The 17,275-nt window shown below is 74.8% G+C and carries 15 protein-coding genes; 5 read left to right on the top strand and 10 right to left on the bottom strand.

Going from position 1 to position 17,275, the window contains the following annotated elements:
- The first annotated feature begins 45 nt into the window (after nt 1-45).
- Together ACWIX7_RS11405 and ACWIX7_RS11410 are read left to right on the top strand one after the other, a co-directional pair.
- The gene (locus ACWIX7_RS11405) at nt 46-771 is read left to right on the top strand and encodes an NAD(P)-dependent oxidoreductase (RefSeq protein ID WP_448621648.1); all 726 of its coding nucleotides are present in this window, start codon (nt 46-48) and stop codon (nt 769-771) included.
- Between the two features lie 180 nt (nt 772-951).
- Nucleotides 952-1,947 carry an NAD(P)H-quinone oxidoreductase gene (locus tag ACWIX7_RS11410; RefSeq protein ID WP_448621649.1) on the top strand — a complete coding sequence of 332 codons (996 nt, stop codon included), beginning with the start codon at nt 952-954 and terminating at the stop codon, nt 1,945-1,947.
- Nucleotides 1,948-1,962: 15 nt separating this feature from the next.
- Here ACWIX7_RS11410 and ACWIX7_RS11415 read toward each other — a convergent pair whose 3' ends face one another.
- Entirely contained in the window at nt 1,963-3,186 is a 1,224-nt protein-coding gene (locus ACWIX7_RS11415; RefSeq protein WP_448621650.1) for a cysteine desulfurase-like protein, read from the bottom strand.
- 88 nt (nt 3,187-3,274) lie between these two features.
- On the opposite strand from ACWIX7_RS11415, the gene ACWIX7_RS11420 reads away from it, so the two are divergent.
- Nucleotides 3,275-3,838, top strand: coding sequence for a bacterial proteasome activator family protein (locus ACWIX7_RS11420; protein ID WP_448621651.1), 564 nt, complete (start codon nt 3,275-3,277; stop codon nt 3,836-3,838).
- 129 nt (nt 3,839-3,967) lie between these two features.
- Here the strand turns inward: ACWIX7_RS11420 and ACWIX7_RS11425 are convergent, their stop codons facing one another.
- Genes ACWIX7_RS11425 through ACWIX7_RS11445 form a run of 5 tightly spaced genes read right to left on the bottom strand, consistent with a single transcriptional unit; the run spans nt 3,968 to nt 8,987 of the window.
- Nucleotides 3,968-4,327 (bottom strand): glycerol dehydratase reactivase beta/small subunit family protein, encoded by a 360-nt coding sequence (locus tag ACWIX7_RS11425; RefSeq protein WP_448621652.1) that lies wholly within the window; start codon nt 4,325-4,327, stop codon nt 3,968-3,970.
- A complete protein-coding gene (locus ACWIX7_RS11430; RefSeq protein WP_448621653.1) occupies nt 4,312-6,207 on the bottom strand; it encodes a diol dehydratase reactivase subunit alpha in 1,896 nt (631 codons plus the stop codon). Before ACWIX7_RS11430 ends, ACWIX7_RS11425 begins: the two co-directional genes overlap by 16 nt.
- Nucleotide 6,208: 1 nt before the next feature.
- Nucleotides 6,209-6,802: a propanediol/glycerol family dehydratase medium subunit gene (locus ACWIX7_RS11435; RefSeq protein WP_448621654.1), complete on the bottom strand. Its 594-nt coding sequence runs from the start codon at nt 6,800-6,802 to the stop codon at nt 6,209-6,211.
- A 3-nt stretch (nt 6,803-6,805) separates the two neighbouring features.
- Complete coding sequence (locus tag ACWIX7_RS11440) at nt 6,806-8,521, bottom strand: propanediol/glycerol family dehydratase large subunit (protein WP_448621655.1); 1,716 nt, start codon at nt 8,519-8,521, stop codon at nt 6,806-6,808.
- A gap of 16 nt (nt 8,522-8,537) precedes the next feature.
- Nucleotides 8,538-8,987 carry a diol dehydratase small subunit gene (locus tag ACWIX7_RS11445; protein WP_448621656.1) on the bottom strand — a complete coding sequence of 150 codons (450 nt, stop codon included), beginning with the start codon at nt 8,985-8,987 and terminating at the stop codon, nt 8,538-8,540.
- 173 nt (nt 8,988-9,160) lie between these two features.
- On the opposite strand from ACWIX7_RS11445, the gene ACWIX7_RS11450 reads away from it, so the two are divergent.
- Both ACWIX7_RS11450 and ACWIX7_RS11455 read left to right on the top strand, forming a co-directional pair.
- Entirely contained in the window at nt 9,161-9,568 is a 408-nt protein-coding gene (locus ACWIX7_RS11450; RefSeq protein ID WP_091223093.1) for a GlcG/HbpS family heme-binding protein, read from the top strand.
- 98 nt (nt 9,569-9,666) lie between these two features.
- Nucleotides 9,667-11,187: a GAF domain-containing protein gene (locus ACWIX7_RS11455; RefSeq protein WP_448621657.1), complete on the top strand. Its 1,521-nt coding sequence runs from the start codon at nt 9,667-9,669 to the stop codon at nt 11,185-11,187.
- A gap of 156 nt (nt 11,188-11,343) precedes the next feature.
- On the opposite strand, the gene ACWIX7_RS11460 is transcribed toward ACWIX7_RS11455, so the two are convergent.
- The 4 genes from ACWIX7_RS11460 to ACWIX7_RS11475 are packed head-to-tail and all read right to left on the bottom strand — an operon-like array spanning nt 11,344 to nt 17,238.
- The gene (locus ACWIX7_RS11460; RefSeq protein ID WP_448621658.1) at nt 11,344-12,147 is read right to left on the bottom strand and encodes a Cof-type HAD-IIB family hydrolase; all 804 of its coding nucleotides are present in this window, start codon (nt 12,145-12,147) and stop codon (nt 11,344-11,346) included.
- Nucleotides 12,140-13,066 (bottom strand): HAD family hydrolase, encoded by a 927-nt coding sequence (locus ACWIX7_RS11465; RefSeq protein WP_448621659.1) that lies wholly within the window; start codon nt 13,064-13,066, stop codon nt 12,140-12,142. The genes ACWIX7_RS11460 and ACWIX7_RS11465 overlap by 8 nt, the downstream gene beginning before the upstream one ends.
- Nucleotides 13,063-14,364 carry a serine--tRNA ligase gene (serS, locus tag ACWIX7_RS11470; RefSeq protein WP_448621660.1) on the bottom strand — a complete coding sequence of 434 codons (1,302 nt, stop codon included), beginning with the start codon at nt 14,362-14,364 and terminating at the stop codon, nt 13,063-13,065. The genes ACWIX7_RS11465 and serS overlap by 4 nt, the downstream gene beginning before the upstream one ends.
- A 60-nt stretch (nt 14,365-14,424) precedes the next feature.
- Nucleotides 14,425-17,238 carry a response regulator gene (locus tag ACWIX7_RS11475; protein WP_448621661.1) on the bottom strand — a complete coding sequence of 938 codons (2,814 nt, stop codon included), beginning with the start codon at nt 17,236-17,238 and terminating at the stop codon, nt 14,425-14,427.
- Nucleotides 17,239-17,275: the final 37 nt, after the last annotated feature.

A 17,275-nucleotide genomic window follows, 5' to 3' on the forward strand; every position in this document is an offset into this window, starting at 1 on the left:
GGAGGTGCCGGTCAGCGGGCCGGCACTCCCGAGAGGAGCAGGGACGTGAAGGTGCTGGTCGTGGGGGCAACCGGGGGATCGGGCCGGGCGGCGGTGGAGACGCTCGCCGGCCGTGGGCACGAGGTGACCGCCTTCGCCCGCCGGCCGAGTGCGGTGTTCGGGGGCCGTGCCGGGGTCCGGGCGGTGGACGGCGACGCCACCGTGCCGGAGGACGTCGGGCGCGCCGTCCGTGGGCAGGACGCGGTGGTGGTGACGCTGGGTATCAGCGAGCCGCCGCTGCGGGTTCGGCTGCTCGGCAGCACGGGGACCACGCCGGACGTGCGCTCGCGCGGCACCGCGACCGTGGTCGCCGCCATGCGGGAGCACGGCGTGCGGCGACTGGTCGTCCAGTCCTCCTACGGCGTCGGGGAGACCAGCGACCGGCTGCCGCTGTCCAGCCGGCTGGTGTTCGCCCTCCTGCTGCGCCCCCAGATCGCCGACCACGAGCGGCAGGAGCAGATCGTCCGCCGCAGCGGGCTGGACTGGACGCTCGTGCAGCCGGTGAACCTGACCGACGGCGACGAGCCGGCCTCCCTCTCCGGCACCGGGGACACCGAGGGGATGCGGGTGTCGCGGCGGGCGGTGGGCGGGGTCCTCGCGGACCTGGCAGAGGTCCCCGGCGACGGCCCGCGCAGCGTCGCGGTGTCGGGAGCGCGGGTGCGTGCGGCCCGTGGCAGCGCACTCCCGGGCCTCCCCGGGCCTGCGAGGCAGACCGGGAGGAGCCCCGCCTGAGCCCGAGCCGGGTGGGCCCCGTCTCGGGCCCCGCCCGGCGTGCGGGGTGGGGAGGACGCGGCCCCCCTCGCAGCTCCCGCCACGAGCCTGGGAGCGGTGGAGGGCGGGGCGGCCCCCTCCCAGGACACCACCCCCGGGCTCGCGAGGGTGACGGGGACGGGGTCCTCCTAAGGTCGGGGCATGCGCGCGGTGACCCTCAGCGGATCCGGTGGCCCCGAGGTGCTCGAGTGGGGCGAGGTCCCCGACCCGGTGCTGCGGCCCGGCGAGGTGCTCGTCGACGTCGTCGCCACCGCGGTGAACCGGGCCGACCTGCTGCAGCGGGCCGGGGCCTACCCACCGCCGCCCGGGGCCAGCGAGATCCTCGGCCTGGAGTGCAGCGGGGTCGTCAGCGAGGTCGGTGAGGGCGTGACCGGCTGGTCGGTCGGCGACGAGGTGTGCGCGCTGCTCTCCGGCGGCGGCTACGCCGAGCGGGTCGCCGTCCCGGCCGGGCAGCTGCTCCCCCGCCCCGCCGGGGTGGAGCTGGCCACCGCGGCGGCGCTGCCCGAGGTCGTGTGCACCGTGTGGTCCAACGTGTTCATGCTCGCCGGGCTGCGCCGCGGCGACACGTTCCTGGTGCACGGCGGGTCCAGCGGCATCGGCACCATGGCCATCCAGCTGGCCGCTCGGGCCGGTGCCCGGGTGTTCACCACGGCGGGCACCCAGGCCAAGCTCGACGTCTGCCGCGAGCTGGGCGCGGAGGTGGGCGTCAACTACCGCGACGAGGACTTCGTCGAGCGGGTGCTGGAGGAGACCGACGGGGCCGGCGTGGACGTCGTCCTGGACAACATGGGCGCCAAGTACCTGGCCCGCAACGTCGACGTCCTGGCCACCGGCGGCCGGCTGGTCTGCATCGGGATGCAGGGCGGCACCAGGGCCGAGCTGGACCTCGGGAAGCTGATGCGCAAGCGCGCCTCGGTGCACGCCACGACGTTGCGCGCCCGGCCGGCGACCGGTCCCGGCGGCAAGGCCGAGATCGTCGCGGCGGTGCGGCACGACGTGTGGCCCGACGTCGAGCGTGGCGTGGTGCGGCCGATCGTCGACCGGCGGCTGCCCATGTCCCAGGCCGCCGAGGCGCACCGCGTGGTCGACGCCAGCGAGCACGTCGGGAAGGTCCTGCTGCTCACCGGCGGGGCGTGATCTCGGGGCCCTTCTTCAGCGGGGGCGCAGCGCGGCGACCGCGTCGACGAGGTACCCGACCTCCTCGGCCGTGTTGTAGTGCATCAGCCCCAGCTGGACGGCGCCGCCCTCCTCGTTGGCCCCCAGCGCGTCGAACAGCTCCCGGGCCGAGAGGTCGCCGTCCCAGGCGCAGATGCCGCGCCGGGACAGCTCGTGGGCCACCTGCCGCGGGCGCATGCCCGCGACCGTGAGCGACAGCGTCGGTGTGGTGCGCGGGGCCGAGCCGATGACCTGCACGTGGCGCATCGCGCGCAGCGCCTGGTCCAGCCAGTCGAACAGCGCGCGCTCGTAGGCGGCCACCGCGGCCATCGAGGCGCGCAGCCGATCCCGCCGGGTGCCGGTCGCGAGGTCGTCCAGCGAGGCCAGGTGCTCGACCGCCGCGGTGACCCCGGCGAGCAGCTCGAAGGCGTGCCCGCCGCTCTCGAACCGGTCGGGTACCCGGTCGGACACCGGCAGCAGCTTCTCGGGCTCCAGCTCCGCCAGCAGCTCCGGGTCGGCCACCACCGCCCCCACGTGCGGGCCGCACCACATGTCGGCGGCGACGGTGAGGAAGTCGGCCCCCAGCGCACGGACGTCGAGGAGGTCGTGCGCGGCGGCGTGCGTACCGTCGACGTAGACCAGCGCACCGACCGCGTGCGCGCGCCGGGCGATCGCCGCGACGTCCGGGCGGGTGCCGATCGCGGAGCTGGCCGCCGTCACCGCGACCAGCCGGGTGCGGGGGCCGAGCAGCTCGTCGTACTGCCAGTCGGGCAGCTCGCCGGTCTCGATGTCCACCTCGGCCCAGCGCACGGCCACGCCGGCGCGGGCCGCCAGCTCCACCCAGGGCCGCACGTTGGCGTCGTGGTCGAGCCGGCTGACCACCACCTCGTCGCCGGGCCGCCAGGTCCGGGCCAGCGCGCGGGCCACGGTCCAGGTCAGCCGGGAGGGGTCCGGCCCGAGGACGACGCCGGTGGACACCCCGCCGACCAGGTCGGCGACGGCGGTGCGGGCGCTGGCGACCAGCCCCTCCGCACGGGCGGACGCCGGGAAGACCCCGCCGCGGTCGGCCACCGGCACCCGCATCGCCTGCGCCACCGCGAGCACGACGTTCTCGGGCAGCAGCGCGCCGGCCGACCCCTCGGCGTGCACCAGACCGTCGGAGAGCCCCGGGAACAGGCCCCGGACACGGGCGACGTCCAGCCGCCCCTCCCCCGGTCCCATGGGCTTCGACCCTAGACGTTGCCCCCTGCGGCCGGAGCCGACCCGGGCCGCCACGGCAGGCGTCCGCGACGCCGGGGAGGATGGGGGCATGACCGCACCTGACAACGGCAGTGGACGCCCTCAGCAGGTCGTCGTGGTCGGCCCCGACGGCCGGCCCGTCGGCACGATGCCCGTGCCCGACGGCGGGTCGCTGGGTGGGCGGGACGACGATTCAGCCGGCGAGGGCGGGAGCATCGGTGACATGGTCGAGCAGCCGGCGAAGGTCATGCGGATCGGCACGATGATCAAGCAGCTGCTCGAGGAGGTCCGCGCCGCGCCCCTGGACGACGCCAGCCGCAACCGGCTGCGCGACATCCACGCCTCCTCGATCCGCGAGCTCGAGCAGGGCCTGGCCCCGGAGCTGCGCGAGGAGCTGGAGCGGATCACCCTCCCGTTCAGCGAGGGCGAGACCCCGTCGGACGCCGAGCTGCGCATCGCCCAGGCCCAGCTGGTCGGCTGGCTGGAGGGCGTCTTCCACGGCATCCAGACCGCGCTGTTCGCCCAGCAGATGGCCGCCCGGGCCCAGCTGGAGGAGATGCGCCGCCGCGCGCTGCCCGGCGGCTCGCAGCCGGCGCCGGGGCCGCACCCGCACGCCGGCGGCCAGTACCTCTGACGCGATGCCCGATGATCAGCTCAGATCACCGTTCCGGTTCGTGGCTCACCACTGGTCGTGAGCCAGGAACCGGGATGATCAGCTGAGCTGATCGTCGGGACCCGACCCGGGCGAGACGTGTGCGGGCGGTCAGACCAGCGGCAGGTGCTTGACAACCCGGGCTGCGATCCGGCCGACCCGTCGCCAGTCCGAGGAGAGCGACCGGGCCGGCATCGCGACCACCGGCGTCCGCTCGGGCAGCGTGCCGTGGTGCACGGCGGCGGCACCGGCCGCGTCCAGGCCGATGCCCACGCCCAGCCGGGACTCGCCGGCTGCCGCGTGGGCCAGGGCGGTGGCGTCGTCCGGGCCGGGGACCTCCGTGACGTCCGTGGGCACGCCCTCCTCCTCGACGCCGGCGCAGACCTGCCGCAGCACCGCCGCCGGGGTCCCGGGGTGCCGGTACACCAGCACGGCCGGCCGCGGCCCCGGCGCCGTCACCTGCTCCGGCACCGGGCCTCCTCCGCCACCAGGGCGGCGTGGGCGCGGACCAGACCCGATGCGACCGCGTTGCGAGGCCCCTCGGTGCCGAGCACGTTGCCCGTGCCGCAGACGATCCCGTGCGGGGCGAGGGCGTCGGCGATCATGTCCGGGATCTCGAAGTCCAGCGCCGAGCCGCCGAGCAGGACGACGAACTCCAGCGCCCGCAGGTTGCCCCCCGGCGCCACCTGGCGCAGTGCGCGCAGGGCGTTGACCACGAAGACCCGCCGTTTCGCCTCGCGGCGCACCCGCCGGACGTGGTCCAGGCCGTGCCGGGTGGGGACCGGAGCGGGACCGTCCGGGGTCAGCACCACGACTCGGGCGAAGACGTGCGGCGGGAGCGGCTGATCGACGAACTCCACCGTGCCGTCCTCGTGGCGCAGGTGGAAGAAGCTCTCGACCTTGCCCAGGGGGAACCACTTGACGCCCTCGGCCACGTCTCGGTCGCCCAGCGCCAGCTCGGAGTCGATCAACTTGGTGACCAGCTCCCCGGCCCCGGCCACGTGGACGGCGGTGCACTCGCCCTCGCGGGTGAGCAGGGCGGCGTCCGTCGAGCCGCCGCCCAGGTCGAGGACGGCGATCGGCCGGTCGACACCGGGCGTGGTGAGCGCGCCGCCCACCGCCATCTCGCCCTCGACCCCGCCGATCTCCGCCGCAGCGCCCAGCCCCTCGGACACCAGGTCGGCGACCAGCTGCATCCGGCTGCGGCTGGTCCGCACCATCGCCGCGAGCGCGACCGCGTTCTCCAGGGCCACCTCCCCGGCCAGCCCGCCGCGCACCTCGGCCGGGACGAACGTGTCGACCGCGAGCACGTCACGGATGGCGATCTCGGACACCGGCACGTCCGGCTGGCCGGCGATGTCCATGACGTCGGCCATCGTGTCGCGGACCTGGGCGAGCATGCCGCCGACATGGGTCCCGGGCTCCCCGCGCGCGTCGTCGAGGGGCTGCGCCCGGCCGACGACCTCCATGATCGCCTCCGCGCCGGCGTCGACGTCCACCCGCAGCGTCTTGCCCGCGCCGTGCAGCACCAGCTCGCCGACCGGGATGCGCCGATCGGTGACGTCCCCTGTCGGCGTGCGCACGACCACCGCCGAGCGATTGCCGGTCAGCGCCCGGGCCACCGGGGACACCTGCCGGGTCTGGACGGGGTCCAGGCCGAAGACCGTGGCCAGGCCGTAGGAGTTGGACAGCGTCCGGATGGTCCGCCCCGGTGCCGCCACCTCGACGGCGGCCAGCATGCCCAGCGGGACCTTCTCCACGGCGGAGACCTCGTCCACCACCGGGATGGGCCGCTCGAGCCGGTTGGTGACCAGGACGGCGTCGTCCCCGGCCAAGATCGCCGCGACGACGTCCACACCAGCGGCGACGGCGGCGTTCAGCGCCGCCGCGACGTCGTCGAAGTCCCACCCGTGCGGCACGACGCACACCACCGGCTCACCGGGCTGCTGCTCCCCCAGCTCGCCGATCGACCGCGTGGTGCCGACGCCGAGACCCTCACCACCCGGGGTGGTGGGGTTGTGCCCGATCATCGTCGACTCGGTGATGATCGTCTCGGTGATCGTCTCCATGGCCAGGCCGCTGATCACCGGCGTCGCCTCGTTCAGCAGCACGGTCTCGACCTGGCCGGCGCTCCGGCCGGCCCTGGCGAGGGCGCCGCGGATCGCCTTGAGGGCGCCCTCGGTGTTGTCCGGGGTGCCCTTCACACCGGTGGTCCGGGTCAGGTCGGTGCCCAGGTAGGTGATCGAGCCGTCGGGCGCGACGACGGCCAGGCACGCCTCGGTCGTCGAGTTGCCGATGTCGACGCCGACGACGAGCAGCCCCTCCGGCGGACCGCCCTCGCGTGCGTCCACCTCAGCCGGTGGTGCCCGGACCGAAGACCGCCTCGACCTCCACCGGACCCCGGCCCGCCTCGATGCAGTCGAACTCCTTCAGGTGCAGCAGTGCCGCCTTGGCCTGCCAGCGGGGGCGGGCCATCTGGTCGTTCCGGGTCGGCACCGGCTGCGGGGACTCCCCCTTGGCGTACTGCGCGGCGTTCGAGCCGATCATCCGGAACACCGGGGCGTCGAGCAGCGGGGACTGCGGGAAGAGCTCCAGGTTGCTCAGCCGCGGGAGGTCCTTCTGGTGGATCATCGTCGTGCCGCGGGAGAGCACGCCCACCGAGATCCCCGACCCGGACAGCCTCGCCGCGGTGTGCGAGATGGCCGCCAGGTCCGCGGTGTCGAGCACCCGCACCAGCCGAGCCGTCACGCCCTGTTCTTCGACGCCGGCCATCAGCTGGCGGAGGACCTCGGCGTGCGGGACGTCGACGATCGTCTTGGTGAAGTGCCCGGCGAAGGCCGGGGACAGCGCGATGACGACCTCGTCGGGGCGGGTGCCGCGCCGCGCGGGGCCCAGCTCCCGGAGGCTGACCGTGCGTTGCGGCGCGGTCGTCGTCGGAGTGGTCATCGTTCAGCCCACCTCGGTCTCGGGGTTGGTCGACGACGTGACGTGGCGCAGCTTCTTGAGCTGCTCCCAGCGCTCGCCCTGGAGCCGGTACCCGGTGCCCGGACCGGCGTAGTCGTTGGGGTCGTTGATCGCCGACAGCGGCGTGAAGTCCGCGGTCAGGACGGCGGAGGTCTGCAGCAGGTCACCGGACACCCGCTGGCGCAGGACGGTGAGCAGGTTCTCCGCGACGTCGTGGAAGCCGGCCGACTCCAGGCCCTTGACCAGGTCCAGGCCGGTGATCTCCCGGTCCATCACGGACTGCGCGCCCTTGAGGTCGGCGAGCACGTCCCGGAGCGGGTAGTCGTTCGAGGAGTTGGCGTAGGTGGCCGCCTCGATCTCGTCGTCGGTGATCGGCGGGAGGTCGAGGTGGGCGAAGACCGCCTGCAGCGCGCGGGCCGCCTTGTTGCGGGCGGCGAGGATCTCGTTCTCGCGGACGTGCCGGAGCCCCCCGTCGACCTGGAAGTCCCGCTGGATGGTGTTCCAGTCGTCGAAGTCCTCGGTGTCGAAGTTCGACCCGGCGAACATGTTGTCGGCGTTCGGGACCGACGAGTACCCCGAGCACACGAAGTCGGTGCCCGGGAGCATCTGGGGCATCGCCCGCGCCGTTCGGCGCATGGCCGAGTGCGAGAACGACTGGTCGTTCCCCGACGCGCACTCCAGGTCGACCATGCTGGCCACCAGGTTCTCCGCGGCCACCGCCCGGAGGCCGCCAGGTACCGCCCCGGGCACGCCGATGCAGCTGATCGAGCCGTTCTGCAGCCCCTGCACCCCGGCCCCCTTGGCCATCAGGATGCAGCGGATCTCCAGGTACAGCATCGACTTGCCCTCGGCGTTGCCCATCTGCACCTCGGACCCGGTGCCCGAGGTGAAGCGCATCTTGATCCCGCGTGAGGCGTAGGCCGCGGCCAGGAACGACTTGGACCACGGGGTGTCGTCCCCGTCGACGAACACCGACTCGGTGCCGTAGATCGAGATGGTCTCCGCGTAGGCGGTGATGCCGCGCATCCCGAGCTCGAGTTCGGTGGCCTCCTCCAGCGCGCACTGCGTGAGCACGCCGCCCCGGCCGACCTGGGCGCCCACCTGCAACGCGATGGCCACCAGGGGGGCGTACCGCAGGACCCCCAGCGTCGTCTCCAGCTCGGCGAACCCGCGCAGGGCTCCCTCGGCGGCGTCCGCGGCGACCTGGATCGGGTTGTCCCGGGCGCTGGTGGAGTGCCCCTGGTTCGCCGGTGTGCGCCGGGCACGCATCTTCTGCATCCCCTGCATGATCTCCACGACGTTCATCAGCTTGACGACGTCGAGGACCTTGGCCGGCGTGAGACCGCGGGTCACCGCGAGCACCTCGTCGCGGGAGACCCCCGGGTCGATGAGCATCCGCGCGATCTGGGCCGAGGGGATGGCCATGGACGCCTCGGCCGACGCGACGTCGATCGCGTGGTTGGCGATGAAGGTGTCCATGAAGTCGAAGGCGTCACGCGACCTGCCGTCGAGCTCGACGATCCGACCGCCCTCGACCCGCACGCTGGGCGCCGGGTCGAACTCGCTCTCCATGGCGACGAGGCCCTTCTCGGGCCACTCCTCGACGAACCCGTCGAGGTTGACCGGGCGGGCCTCGAGGATCTCGGTCCTCAGCGACTGCTTGGCGGCGGCGCCGGTCGGCCGGGGCGCGGTGGTGGTCATCTGCGGGAGCCCTCTCTCACTGGTCGGAGTCGGCGACGGGGCGGGCGAGCAGGTCGCGGCGCCCGTAGACCTCGGCGGCCTCGCGGACCAGGGCCGCGCAGACCGGCGCCGAGTAGGTGCGCTCCAGCCGGTCGGCCATCTCCTCCAGGGCGGCGCCGGTCGAGGCCCGCGGGCGCAGCGCGTTGTACATCGCGAGCACCTCGGCATCGGGGATGGCCGTCATCTCGGCGGCCCGGCGGAAGTTCGCGGCCAGCTGGGGCCGGCCGCTGGCGTCGGCGAGCTGTGCCTGCAGCTGCAGGGTCTCCGGGGTGATCCGCAGGTCCTCGGGCGACAGCTCGCCGGAGACCACCGCGTCCATGGTCAGCGCCGTGATCGGCTTGCCGCTGGGCGTGCGCAGCAGTTCCGGGCGGTTGATCGACAGGGGGTAGTCCGCAGCGGTCAGCTCGGGAGGCGGCGAAGCGCTCATCGCAGGCTCACTCCTCGGTGGGGCGTCACGACGTCGGCCCACTGTGGCACGCGCCACGTTGCACCGACGTTGCTCTCCTCCGGTCCCGACCGGGACCTCTCCACCCGGAGGGGCCGGGACCTGCCCAACCGGAGAGGTGTCCGGTCCGGCCCGGTGCGGTTTGCTCCCCGGACATGGGTGCCTCGCTGACGTACGACTCCGCCCGCCGCGTCCTGGACGCCGGGATCGCCCGTGCCGAGGAGATCGGCCAGCCGATGAACATCGCCGTCGTCGACGACGGCGGTCACCTGCTGGCGTTCGGACGGATGGACGGGGCGATCAAGGCGAGCATCGACATCTCCACCCGCAAGGCGGTCACCTCGATCCTCATGGCCCTCCCGACGGAGGCCCTCACCCCGCTGGTGCAGCCCGGCGCGGAGCTCTACGGGCTCGAGCAGACCGCCGGCGGCCTCGTGGCCTTCGGCGGCGGCGTGCCGCTGTACCGCGACGGCGAGATCGTGGGCGCCGTCGGCGTCAGCGCGGGGTCGGTGGAGCAGGACGTCACCGTCGCGAAGGCGGCCGCCGCCGCGCTGGAGGGCTGAGGTCGGCTCCTCCGGCGTGCCTTGCTGGCCGGACGGGCATGGGTGATGATCCCCGGCAGGCCGGCGCCGCCCGCCCGGCGAGGACGCTCGGGGGTGTCATGACCCGCTCAGTGCGGCACCGGCTCGCCTGCACCGGCCCCGACGTCGTCGGTACCGATGCCGCCGCCCGCGCCAGGCAGCTCGCCGAGACCTTCGACGCCGTGCTCGGCAGCGGTCCGGTCCGCCGGGCGCCGCGCCCGGTCGTGTCCGCCTCCTGGGAGCGCAGCCTCGCGGCCCGCGTCGACCCCGACCGCCGGACGCCGCCGGTGGTGCACGCCCCCGACGAGCTGCGCGACATCCGGGCGGCCCACCCGCTGGGCGCCGTCATGCCCCTGGTGCGGAACAACCTCGTCGGCATCGCCGAGGACGCGGTGCACCTCGTGCTCGTCACCGACGCCGCGGGCCACGTCCTCTGGCGGGAGGGTGCCGTCGAACTGCTCGGCCCGGCCGACCGGGTCGGCCTCTTCCCGGGCACCAACTGGAGCGAGGCCGCCATCGGGACCAACGCGATGGGCACCACGCTGGCGGTGGACGCGCCGGTGCAGATCCACTCCGCCGAGCACCTGGTCCGCACCTACCACTCGTGGACCTGCGTGGCCGCGCCCGTGCACGACCCCGACACCGGGGCGGTCCTGGGCGCGGTCGACGTCAGCGGACCGCTGCGGAACACGCACCCGTCGCTGGCCCAGCTGGTGGCGACCACCGCGCAGCTGGCGGAGACCGAGCTGCGGGTGCGACTGGCCGAGGCCGACCAGCGCTTCCTGCTGCGGAACACGCCGCACCTGGCCTCCCTGCGGGGCGCGGCCGGCGCGCTCGTCACCCCCACCGGCCGGGTGCTCGCCACCGACCCCTCCGGCGGGTGGCCCGCACGCGTCGACCTCGATGGGAGAACCGATCGGGTGCTGCTGCCGGACGGCCGGGAGGTGCTGGTCGAACCGCTCGCCGAGGGCTACCTGCTCCGGGTGCCGCAGCGCCCCTCCCCAGCGGCGGGCCCGTCGCGCCCGTCGGCGCTGTCGCTGAGGGTCACGGGCAACGGTGCACCGAGCGCGGTGCTCGACGGGCGCGCCGTCCCCCTGCCGCTGCGCGCGGCGGAGATCCTCACCGCGCTCGCCCTGCACCCCGAGGGCCTGACCGGGGAGCAGCTCGCCTACCTGCTCTACGGGGACGACGGCAACCAGACGACCGTGCGCGTCCAGGTGCGCAGGCTGCGCACGCTCATCGGCGCCGACGTGCTGCGCACGCGGCCCTACCGGCTCGTGGGCGCGGTGGACAGCGACTTCGGCTCGGCCCGCCGCGCGCTCCGGGCCGGGCAGGTGGCCACCGCGCTGCGGGCGTGCGCCGGTCCCCTGCTACCGCGGTCGGACGCCACCGAGATCCGGCAGCTGCGCGAGGAGCTGACCGCCGGGCTGCGTTCCGCGGTGCTGGCCGCCCGTGACGTGGGGCTGCTGCACGCCTTCGTGCTGCACCCCCAGGGCGAGGACGACCTCGACGCCCACGACCGTCTCCTCGCCCTCCTGCCGGCCGGGGACCCGCGGGCGGCCGGTGTGGCCCTGCGAGCGGCCCGGCTCCGCGCCGAGTGAGGCGATCACATCGTCGACCTACCGGTCGACACCGCGGCCACGTGCCGTACCCCTCCTGCGCTGAGCCGCTGCCCGTGTCCCGGCCGGGGAGCCTCCGGCCCCCGCAGCCGCGCCACCCCGGCCAGGTGCCGTACCCGGCTTGCCCGGAACTGGGGCCTACAAGGCGGAGAGGAAGGCCGCGACCCCGTCGTCCTCGTTGGTGACGGTGGCGTCGGTGGCCGCGGCCAGCAGGTCCGGGTGGGCGTGCGCCATGGCCACCGCCCGGCCGCCGCCCTCGCGCACCCAGTCGAACGCGGCGATGTCGTTGGGCATGTCGCCGAAGACGACGACGTCCTCGGGGCCGACGCCGTGCTTCGCGGCGACCTTGGCGATGCCGGTGGCCTTGGTGACGCCGCGCGCGGAGATCTCGGCCAGGGCGTCGGTGGAGGAGTGGGTGACCGTGGCGGTGTCGCCCACGACCCGCTCCACCAGCGCCACGAACTCGTCGCGGGGCAGCGTCTCGTGGCGGGCCAGCAGTTTGGCCACGGGAGCGGCGACCATCTCCTCCAGCGTCGCCACCGCCACGCCGGGCGCGTCGACGTCCCACCGCGGCTGGTAGACCGGCTCGTGGCGGAACTCCAGGCCGTACTCGACGGCGAACCAGGTGTCGGGCTGGTGCCGGCGCAGCTCCGCGGTGACCTGCTGCAGCACCTCCGGCTCCAGGGCGTCCTCCTCGAGCACCTCGAAACCGGCCAGGTCCAGCAGGACGGCGCCGTTGCAGCACACGGCCGTGCCGTACCGGAGCACCTCCCGGATGCGCACCATCCACCGCGGCGGCCGGCCGGTCGCCAGCACGACCGGCACGCCCTGGGCGCGCCAGCGCTCCAGCTCGGCCACCGTCGCGTCGCTGACGGTGTCGTTCCCGCGCAGAAGGGTGCCGTCCATGTCGGTCGCGATCAGTCGCGGTTTCCAGTCAGACACCCGGGCGCCTCCCGTCGAGCAGGGCCTCCAGGTACCGGGCGACGCCGTCGACGTCGTGCCCGCTGGTGACCAGTGGTGTGGCCGCCCGGACGGCGGGGTGCGCGTTGGCCACCGCGACCGCCCGGCCGCCGGCGTCGCGCACCGCCTCGATCATGGGCAGGTCGTTGGGCATGTCGCCGAACACCAGCACGTCGCCGAAGCCGACGCCGTAGCGCTCGAGCGCGATGGCCAGGCCGGTCGCCTTGGTGATGCCGGGCGGCAGCACCTCGATGAAGCCGAGCCCGGCGTGGGTGACCTCGGCCTCGGCCGGGTCGACCACGTCGCGGGCGCGGGCGAGCAGCTCGTCCTGGCCGAGGGTCTGGGAGCGGAGGAAGACCTTGAGCACCGCGCCGGTCGGCAGCACCTGGTGCCGGGGCAGCAGGTGCGCCGGCTCGGGGTAGGGCCAGTCGAAGCCGTGCTGCACCCGCAGCGGGGAGTGCACCTCGCCCTGCTCGGCGGCGTCCTCCACCGCGAGGACCAGCTCACCGGCGACCGACTCGATCCGCTCGATGACCGCGGTGGCCTGGTCGCGCGGCAGGCCGACCGTGCGCAGCACCTCGTCGCGCTCCAGGTCGACGACGAAGCCGCCCTGGGCGAGGACGGCGATGCCCCGCCCGTCGAGCGCGGCGCGGACGCTGTCGAACAGCCGCGGACCGCGACCGGTCACCCCGACCACCGGGATGCCGGCGTCCCAGCACGCGGCCAGCGCGGCCCGGGTGCGCGGGCTGACCTCCCCGTCGGAGGTGAGCAGCGTGCCGTCGAGGTCGCTGGCCACCAGCTTGGGCCGCCAGGTACCCAGGTCACCCAGCTCGACGACGTCGTCCGCTCGGGCACCGGCCCTGCCGGTGCTGGGGAGCACGCCCGGCCGGTCAGCCGTCATGCGACCGGCGCCGGCGTCGGCGCCGTGAGCGTCATGCCGGGGGTGAGCGCCTCGACGCCGCCCAGCCAGGGGCGCAGCGCCTCCGGGACGTGCACCGACCCGTCGGCGCGCTGGTGCACCTCGAGCAGGCAGGCGATGGTGCGGGCCACCGCGCACAGCGTGCCGTTGAGCGTGGCCGCGGTCTGGTTCTTCCCGTCGGCGTCCCGGTAGCGGGTGTGGAGCCGCCGGGCCTGGAAGGTGGTGCAGTCCGAGGTGCTGGTCAGCTCGCGGTAGGTGTCCTGCGACGGGAACCAGGCCTCGATGTCGTACTTGCGGGCGGCGCTGGTGCCCAGGTCGCCCGCGGCGATGTCGACGACGCGGTAGGGCAGCTCGAGGGCCTGCAGGAACTGCTCCTCCCAGGCCAGCAGCCGCAGGTGCTCCTCGGCGGCCTCCTCGGGCCGGCAGAAGCTGAACATCTCGACCTTGTCGAACCAGTGCACGCGGATGATGCCGCGGGTGTCCTTGCCGTAGGAGCCGGCCTCGCGGCGGAAGCAGGACGACCAGCCGGCGTAGCGCAGCGGCCCACCGGAGAGGTCGAGGACCTCGTTGCTGCGCATCCCGGCCAGCGCGACCTCGGAGGTGCCCACGAGGTAGAGGTCGTCGCGCTCGACCCGGTAGACCTCCTCGTCGTGCTCGCCGAGGAAGCCGGTGCCCTCCATGGCCGCGGGCTTCACCAGCGCCGGGGCGACGACGGGGGTGAAGCCCGCCGACACCGCCTGGCCGATCGCCAGCTGGGCCAGCGCGAACTCCAGCATCGCGCCCGGCCCGGTGAGGAAGTAGAAGCGGGCGCCGGAGACCTTGGCCCCGCGCTCCGTGTCGATCGCGCCGAGCGCCTCGCCGATCTCCAGGTGGTCGCGCACCGGGAAGTCGTAGGCGGGCACCTCGCCGACGGTGCGCAGGGTCACCGCGTCGTCCTCACCGCCGGGCGGGACGCCGTCGTGCACGACGTTCGGGATGCGCAGGTGCGCCTCGCGCAGCGCGGCGTCGGCCGCGCGCAGCGCCTCCTCGGCCTCCTTGACCTCCGTGGCGAGCGCGCGGGCCCGCTCGAGGACCGCCGGCCGCTCCTCCGGGGACGCCTTCTTCACCGCCTGCGAGGCCGCCTTCTGCTCGGCGCGCAGGTCGTCGGCGCGCTTGACGGCGTCGCGGCGGGCGGCGTCGGCGGCGAGCAGCTCGTCGACCCGGGACTCGTCGGCCCCGCGGGCTCGCTGGCTGGCCTTGACGAGGTCGGGGTGCTCACGCACCAGGCGCAGGTCGATCACTCTGACCAGTCTCTCATCCCCGGGGTGGCACCGCGGCCAGGTGCCCGTGGAGGACCCCACTCACCCGGCCTGTCCACCCCGGCCGGTGCCGGCGAGCAGTGCGGTGACGGCGGCCCGCGCCCGGGACCGTTCCCGGTCCAGGGCGGCCAGCGTGTCGCCCACGGCGAGGGTGCCGGGGTCGACGGTCTCCAGGCTGTGGCACACCTGCGCCAGCGCGGTCGCGCCCAGCGCCGCGCTGCTGCCCTTGAGCCCGTGCGCGAGCCGGGGCACCGAGCCCTCGTCGTCCACCGACCAGGAGGGCCGGTCGGCCGCGGCCACGATCGCGGCGACCGCCTCGTCGAGGGTGGCGAGGTAGCGGTGGTAGAGGTGTGCGAAGGCCTCGTCGCCGAGGTCGCGCAGGTCCTCGACCGTGTCGGGGTCGAGCTCGGCACCCGGCTCCGGTGCCGGGGCGGCCGGCGCGGCGGACGGCGTCAGGGCGACCTCGTCGAGGGCGTCCCGCAGCGTGGCCATCCGGATCGGCTTGGTCAGGAACCCGTCGGCGCCGGCCTCGAGGAAGGCCGTGCGGTCGGCGGCGAGCACGCTGGCGGTCACCGCGTAGACCCGCGGCTGCCTCGCCAAGGGCAGCAGGCGGATGGCGGCGGTCGCCTGGACCCCGCCGAGGACCGGCATCTGGGCGTCCATCAGGACGACGTCGTAGGAGCCGCGCAGGACGGCGTCCACCGCCTGCTCGCCGTCGCCGACGTGCGTGCACTCGTGGCCCAGCTGGCGCAGGTAGAGGCCCATGAGCTGGGCGTTCACCGCGTTGTCCTCGGCGACCAGCACGCGCAGCGACCGGGCCGGGACGGGCAGCGCGGGCCTCCCCCGCTCCCCGCCGGCGGCGCCCTCGGCCCGGCCGCGGAGGGCGACCGAGCGCACCGTCTGGGCCAGCCGCTCGGGCCGGACCGGCTTGTTGAGCCGGGCGTCGAAGTCGGCGTAGCGCTCCGGGGGCAGCGTCGCGGAGCTGCTCACCAGGACCAGGGGCAGGTCCGCCGTCCCGGGCCGGGCCCGCAGCCGCGCGGCGAGCACGTCGCCGTCCATGCCCGGCATGTCGAGGTCGAGGACGGCCACGTCGATCCCGGTCCCCCGGTCGAGCAGCTCGAGGGCCGCGGGACCGCTGCCCGCGAGGACGCACTCGGCACCGTGCCGGGTCAGCTGGTGCTCGAGGATCCGCAGGTTGGTGGGGCTGTCGTCGACCACCAGCAGCCGCAGGCCGGTCAGGGCGTCGGCGGACGGGCCGTCGGGCACGGCCGGGGCCAGCGGCAGGTCGAGCGCCACCGTGAAGGTCGACCCGACGCCGAGCTCGCTCTGCACCTGGATGTCGCCGCCCATGGCCCGCGCGATGCGCTGGCTGATCGCCAGGCCCAGGCCCGTGCCCCCGTAGGATCGGGTCACCGAGGCGTCGACCTGGCTGAAGGAGCGGAACAGCCGGTGGCGCTGGTCGGGGCCGATGCCGATCCCGGTGTCCGCGACCGACAGCCAGCACCGCAGCCGCCCGTCGGAGGCCACCCCGGTGAGCCGGAGGACGACGTGGCCCGCGGAGGTGAACTTGACCGCGTTGCCCACGAGGTTGGTGACGACCTGGCGGAACCGGCTGCCGTCGCCGACCACCTGCCACGGCCCGTCGCCGGCGACGTCGACGAGCAGGTCCAGCCCGGCGCCGCTGGTCGTGGGCGCCAGCAGCTGGGCCACGTCGTAGACGACGCCGACCAGGTCGAACGGCGCGGCCTCCAGGTCCAGCTCGCCGGCCTCGATCTTGGAGAAGTCGAGGATGTCGTTGATGAGGGACAGCAGGCTGTCCCCGCTGCCGGCGACGGTCTCGAGGTGGCCGCGCTGCTCGTCGGTGAGGTCGGTCGCGAGCAGCAGGTCGGTCAGGCCGAGGACGGCGTTGAGCGGCGTCCGGATCTCGTGGCTCATCGTCGCGAGGAACGCGGTCTTGGCCTGCCCGGCGCGCTCGGCGTCGTCCCGCGCGGCGACCAGGTCCTGCTCTCGGGCGGCGACCAGCTCGTTGCGCTCCTGCAGCACGTTCCCGAGGGCGTTGACGTCGGCGGCGATCCGGCGCAGCTCGGCCGACCCGGACTCGCCGGCGCGGCGGGTGAGGTCCCCGGCCGCCAGTGCCGCGAGGGCGTCGCGCACCTCCTGGGTGGGCGGGACGACCTGGGTCTCCAACCGGCGGTACGCCCGCCGCAGGACGGCCGCGACCGCCACCGCCGTGCCCAGCCCGAAGAGCGCACCAGCGTAGAGCGCGAGCTGCTGCAGCGCCATCGCACCGGCCCGCCGCTCCTCGACCGCGGCGCGCGCCTGGGCCTCGACCGCCCGGTAGTGGTCGAACAGCGCCTTGTCCTGGCTCAGCAGCTCGGCCAGCGCGACGGCGTCCCCCACCGCCGGCTGCTCGGACAGCATGGGGCGCACCCAGTCCTCGGTCCACTCCTGGTGGGCCGTCGTCAGCTCGGCCAGCCGGCCGGCCAGCTCGGCGTCGACCCCGGTCCACGAGGCGATCTCCGCGTCGACCGCCTCCAGGTCGGCCACCCCCGCCTCGTAGGGCTGCAGGAAGCGCTCCTCACGGGTGATGAGGTAGCCGCGCAGCCCGGTCTCCTGGTTGAGCATCGCGACGTGGCTGTCCTGCAGGGCCCACGCCATCCGGTCGTACGTCGTGATCCGGTTCCCGAGCACGGGGACGACGAGCACCGCGAGCCCCAGCAGGGTCAGCGCGACGACGGACACCCCGGACAGCGCCACGAGCAGGGGACGCCGGAGCAGCACCCGGAGGGGCAGCGGCTCGGCGGCGGGACGGCGTGCGCGATGCGGTAGCACGCTCCGGGTGTCGGCCGCCGGCACCGCTTCCTTGAACCGAACGCGGTCGCGACCGGATCGC

This window comes from Geodermatophilus sp. URMC 65 (assembly GCF_053502545.1).

Coding starts and splice junctions, on each gene's coding strand:
- ACWIX7_RS11410 (WP_448621649.1), top strand. CDS start 952: ATGCGCGCGGTGACCCTCAGCGGATCCGGTGGCCCCGAGGTGCTCGAG.
- ACWIX7_RS11415 (WP_448621650.1), bottom strand. CDS start 3,186: ATGGGACCGGGGGAGGGGCGGCTGGACGTCGCCCGTGTCCGGGGCCTG.
- ACWIX7_RS11420 (WP_448621651.1), top strand. CDS start 3,275: ATGACCGCACCTGACAACGGCAGTGGACGCCCTCAGCAGGTCGTCGTG.
- ACWIX7_RS11435 (WP_448621654.1), bottom strand. CDS start 6,802: ATGACCACTCCGACGACGACCGCGCCGCAACGCACGGTCAGCCTCCGG.
- ACWIX7_RS11440 (WP_448621655.1), bottom strand. CDS start 8,521: ATGACCACCACCGCGCCCCGGCCGACCGGCGCCGCCGCCAAGCAGTCG.
- ACWIX7_RS11445 (WP_448621656.1), bottom strand. CDS start 8,987: ATGAGCGCTTCGCCGCCTCCCGAGCTGACCGCTGCGGACTACCCCCTG.
- ACWIX7_RS11450 (WP_091223093.1), top strand. CDS start 9,161: ATGGGTGCCTCGCTGACGTACGACTCCGCCCGCCGCGTCCTGGACGCC.
- ACWIX7_RS11455 (WP_448621657.1), top strand. CDS start 9,667: ATGACCCGCTCAGTGCGGCACCGGCTCGCCTGCACCGGCCCCGACGTC.
- ACWIX7_RS11465 (WP_448621659.1), bottom strand. CDS start 13,066: ATGACGGCTGACCGGCCGGGCGTGCTCCCCAGCACCGGCAGGGCCGGT.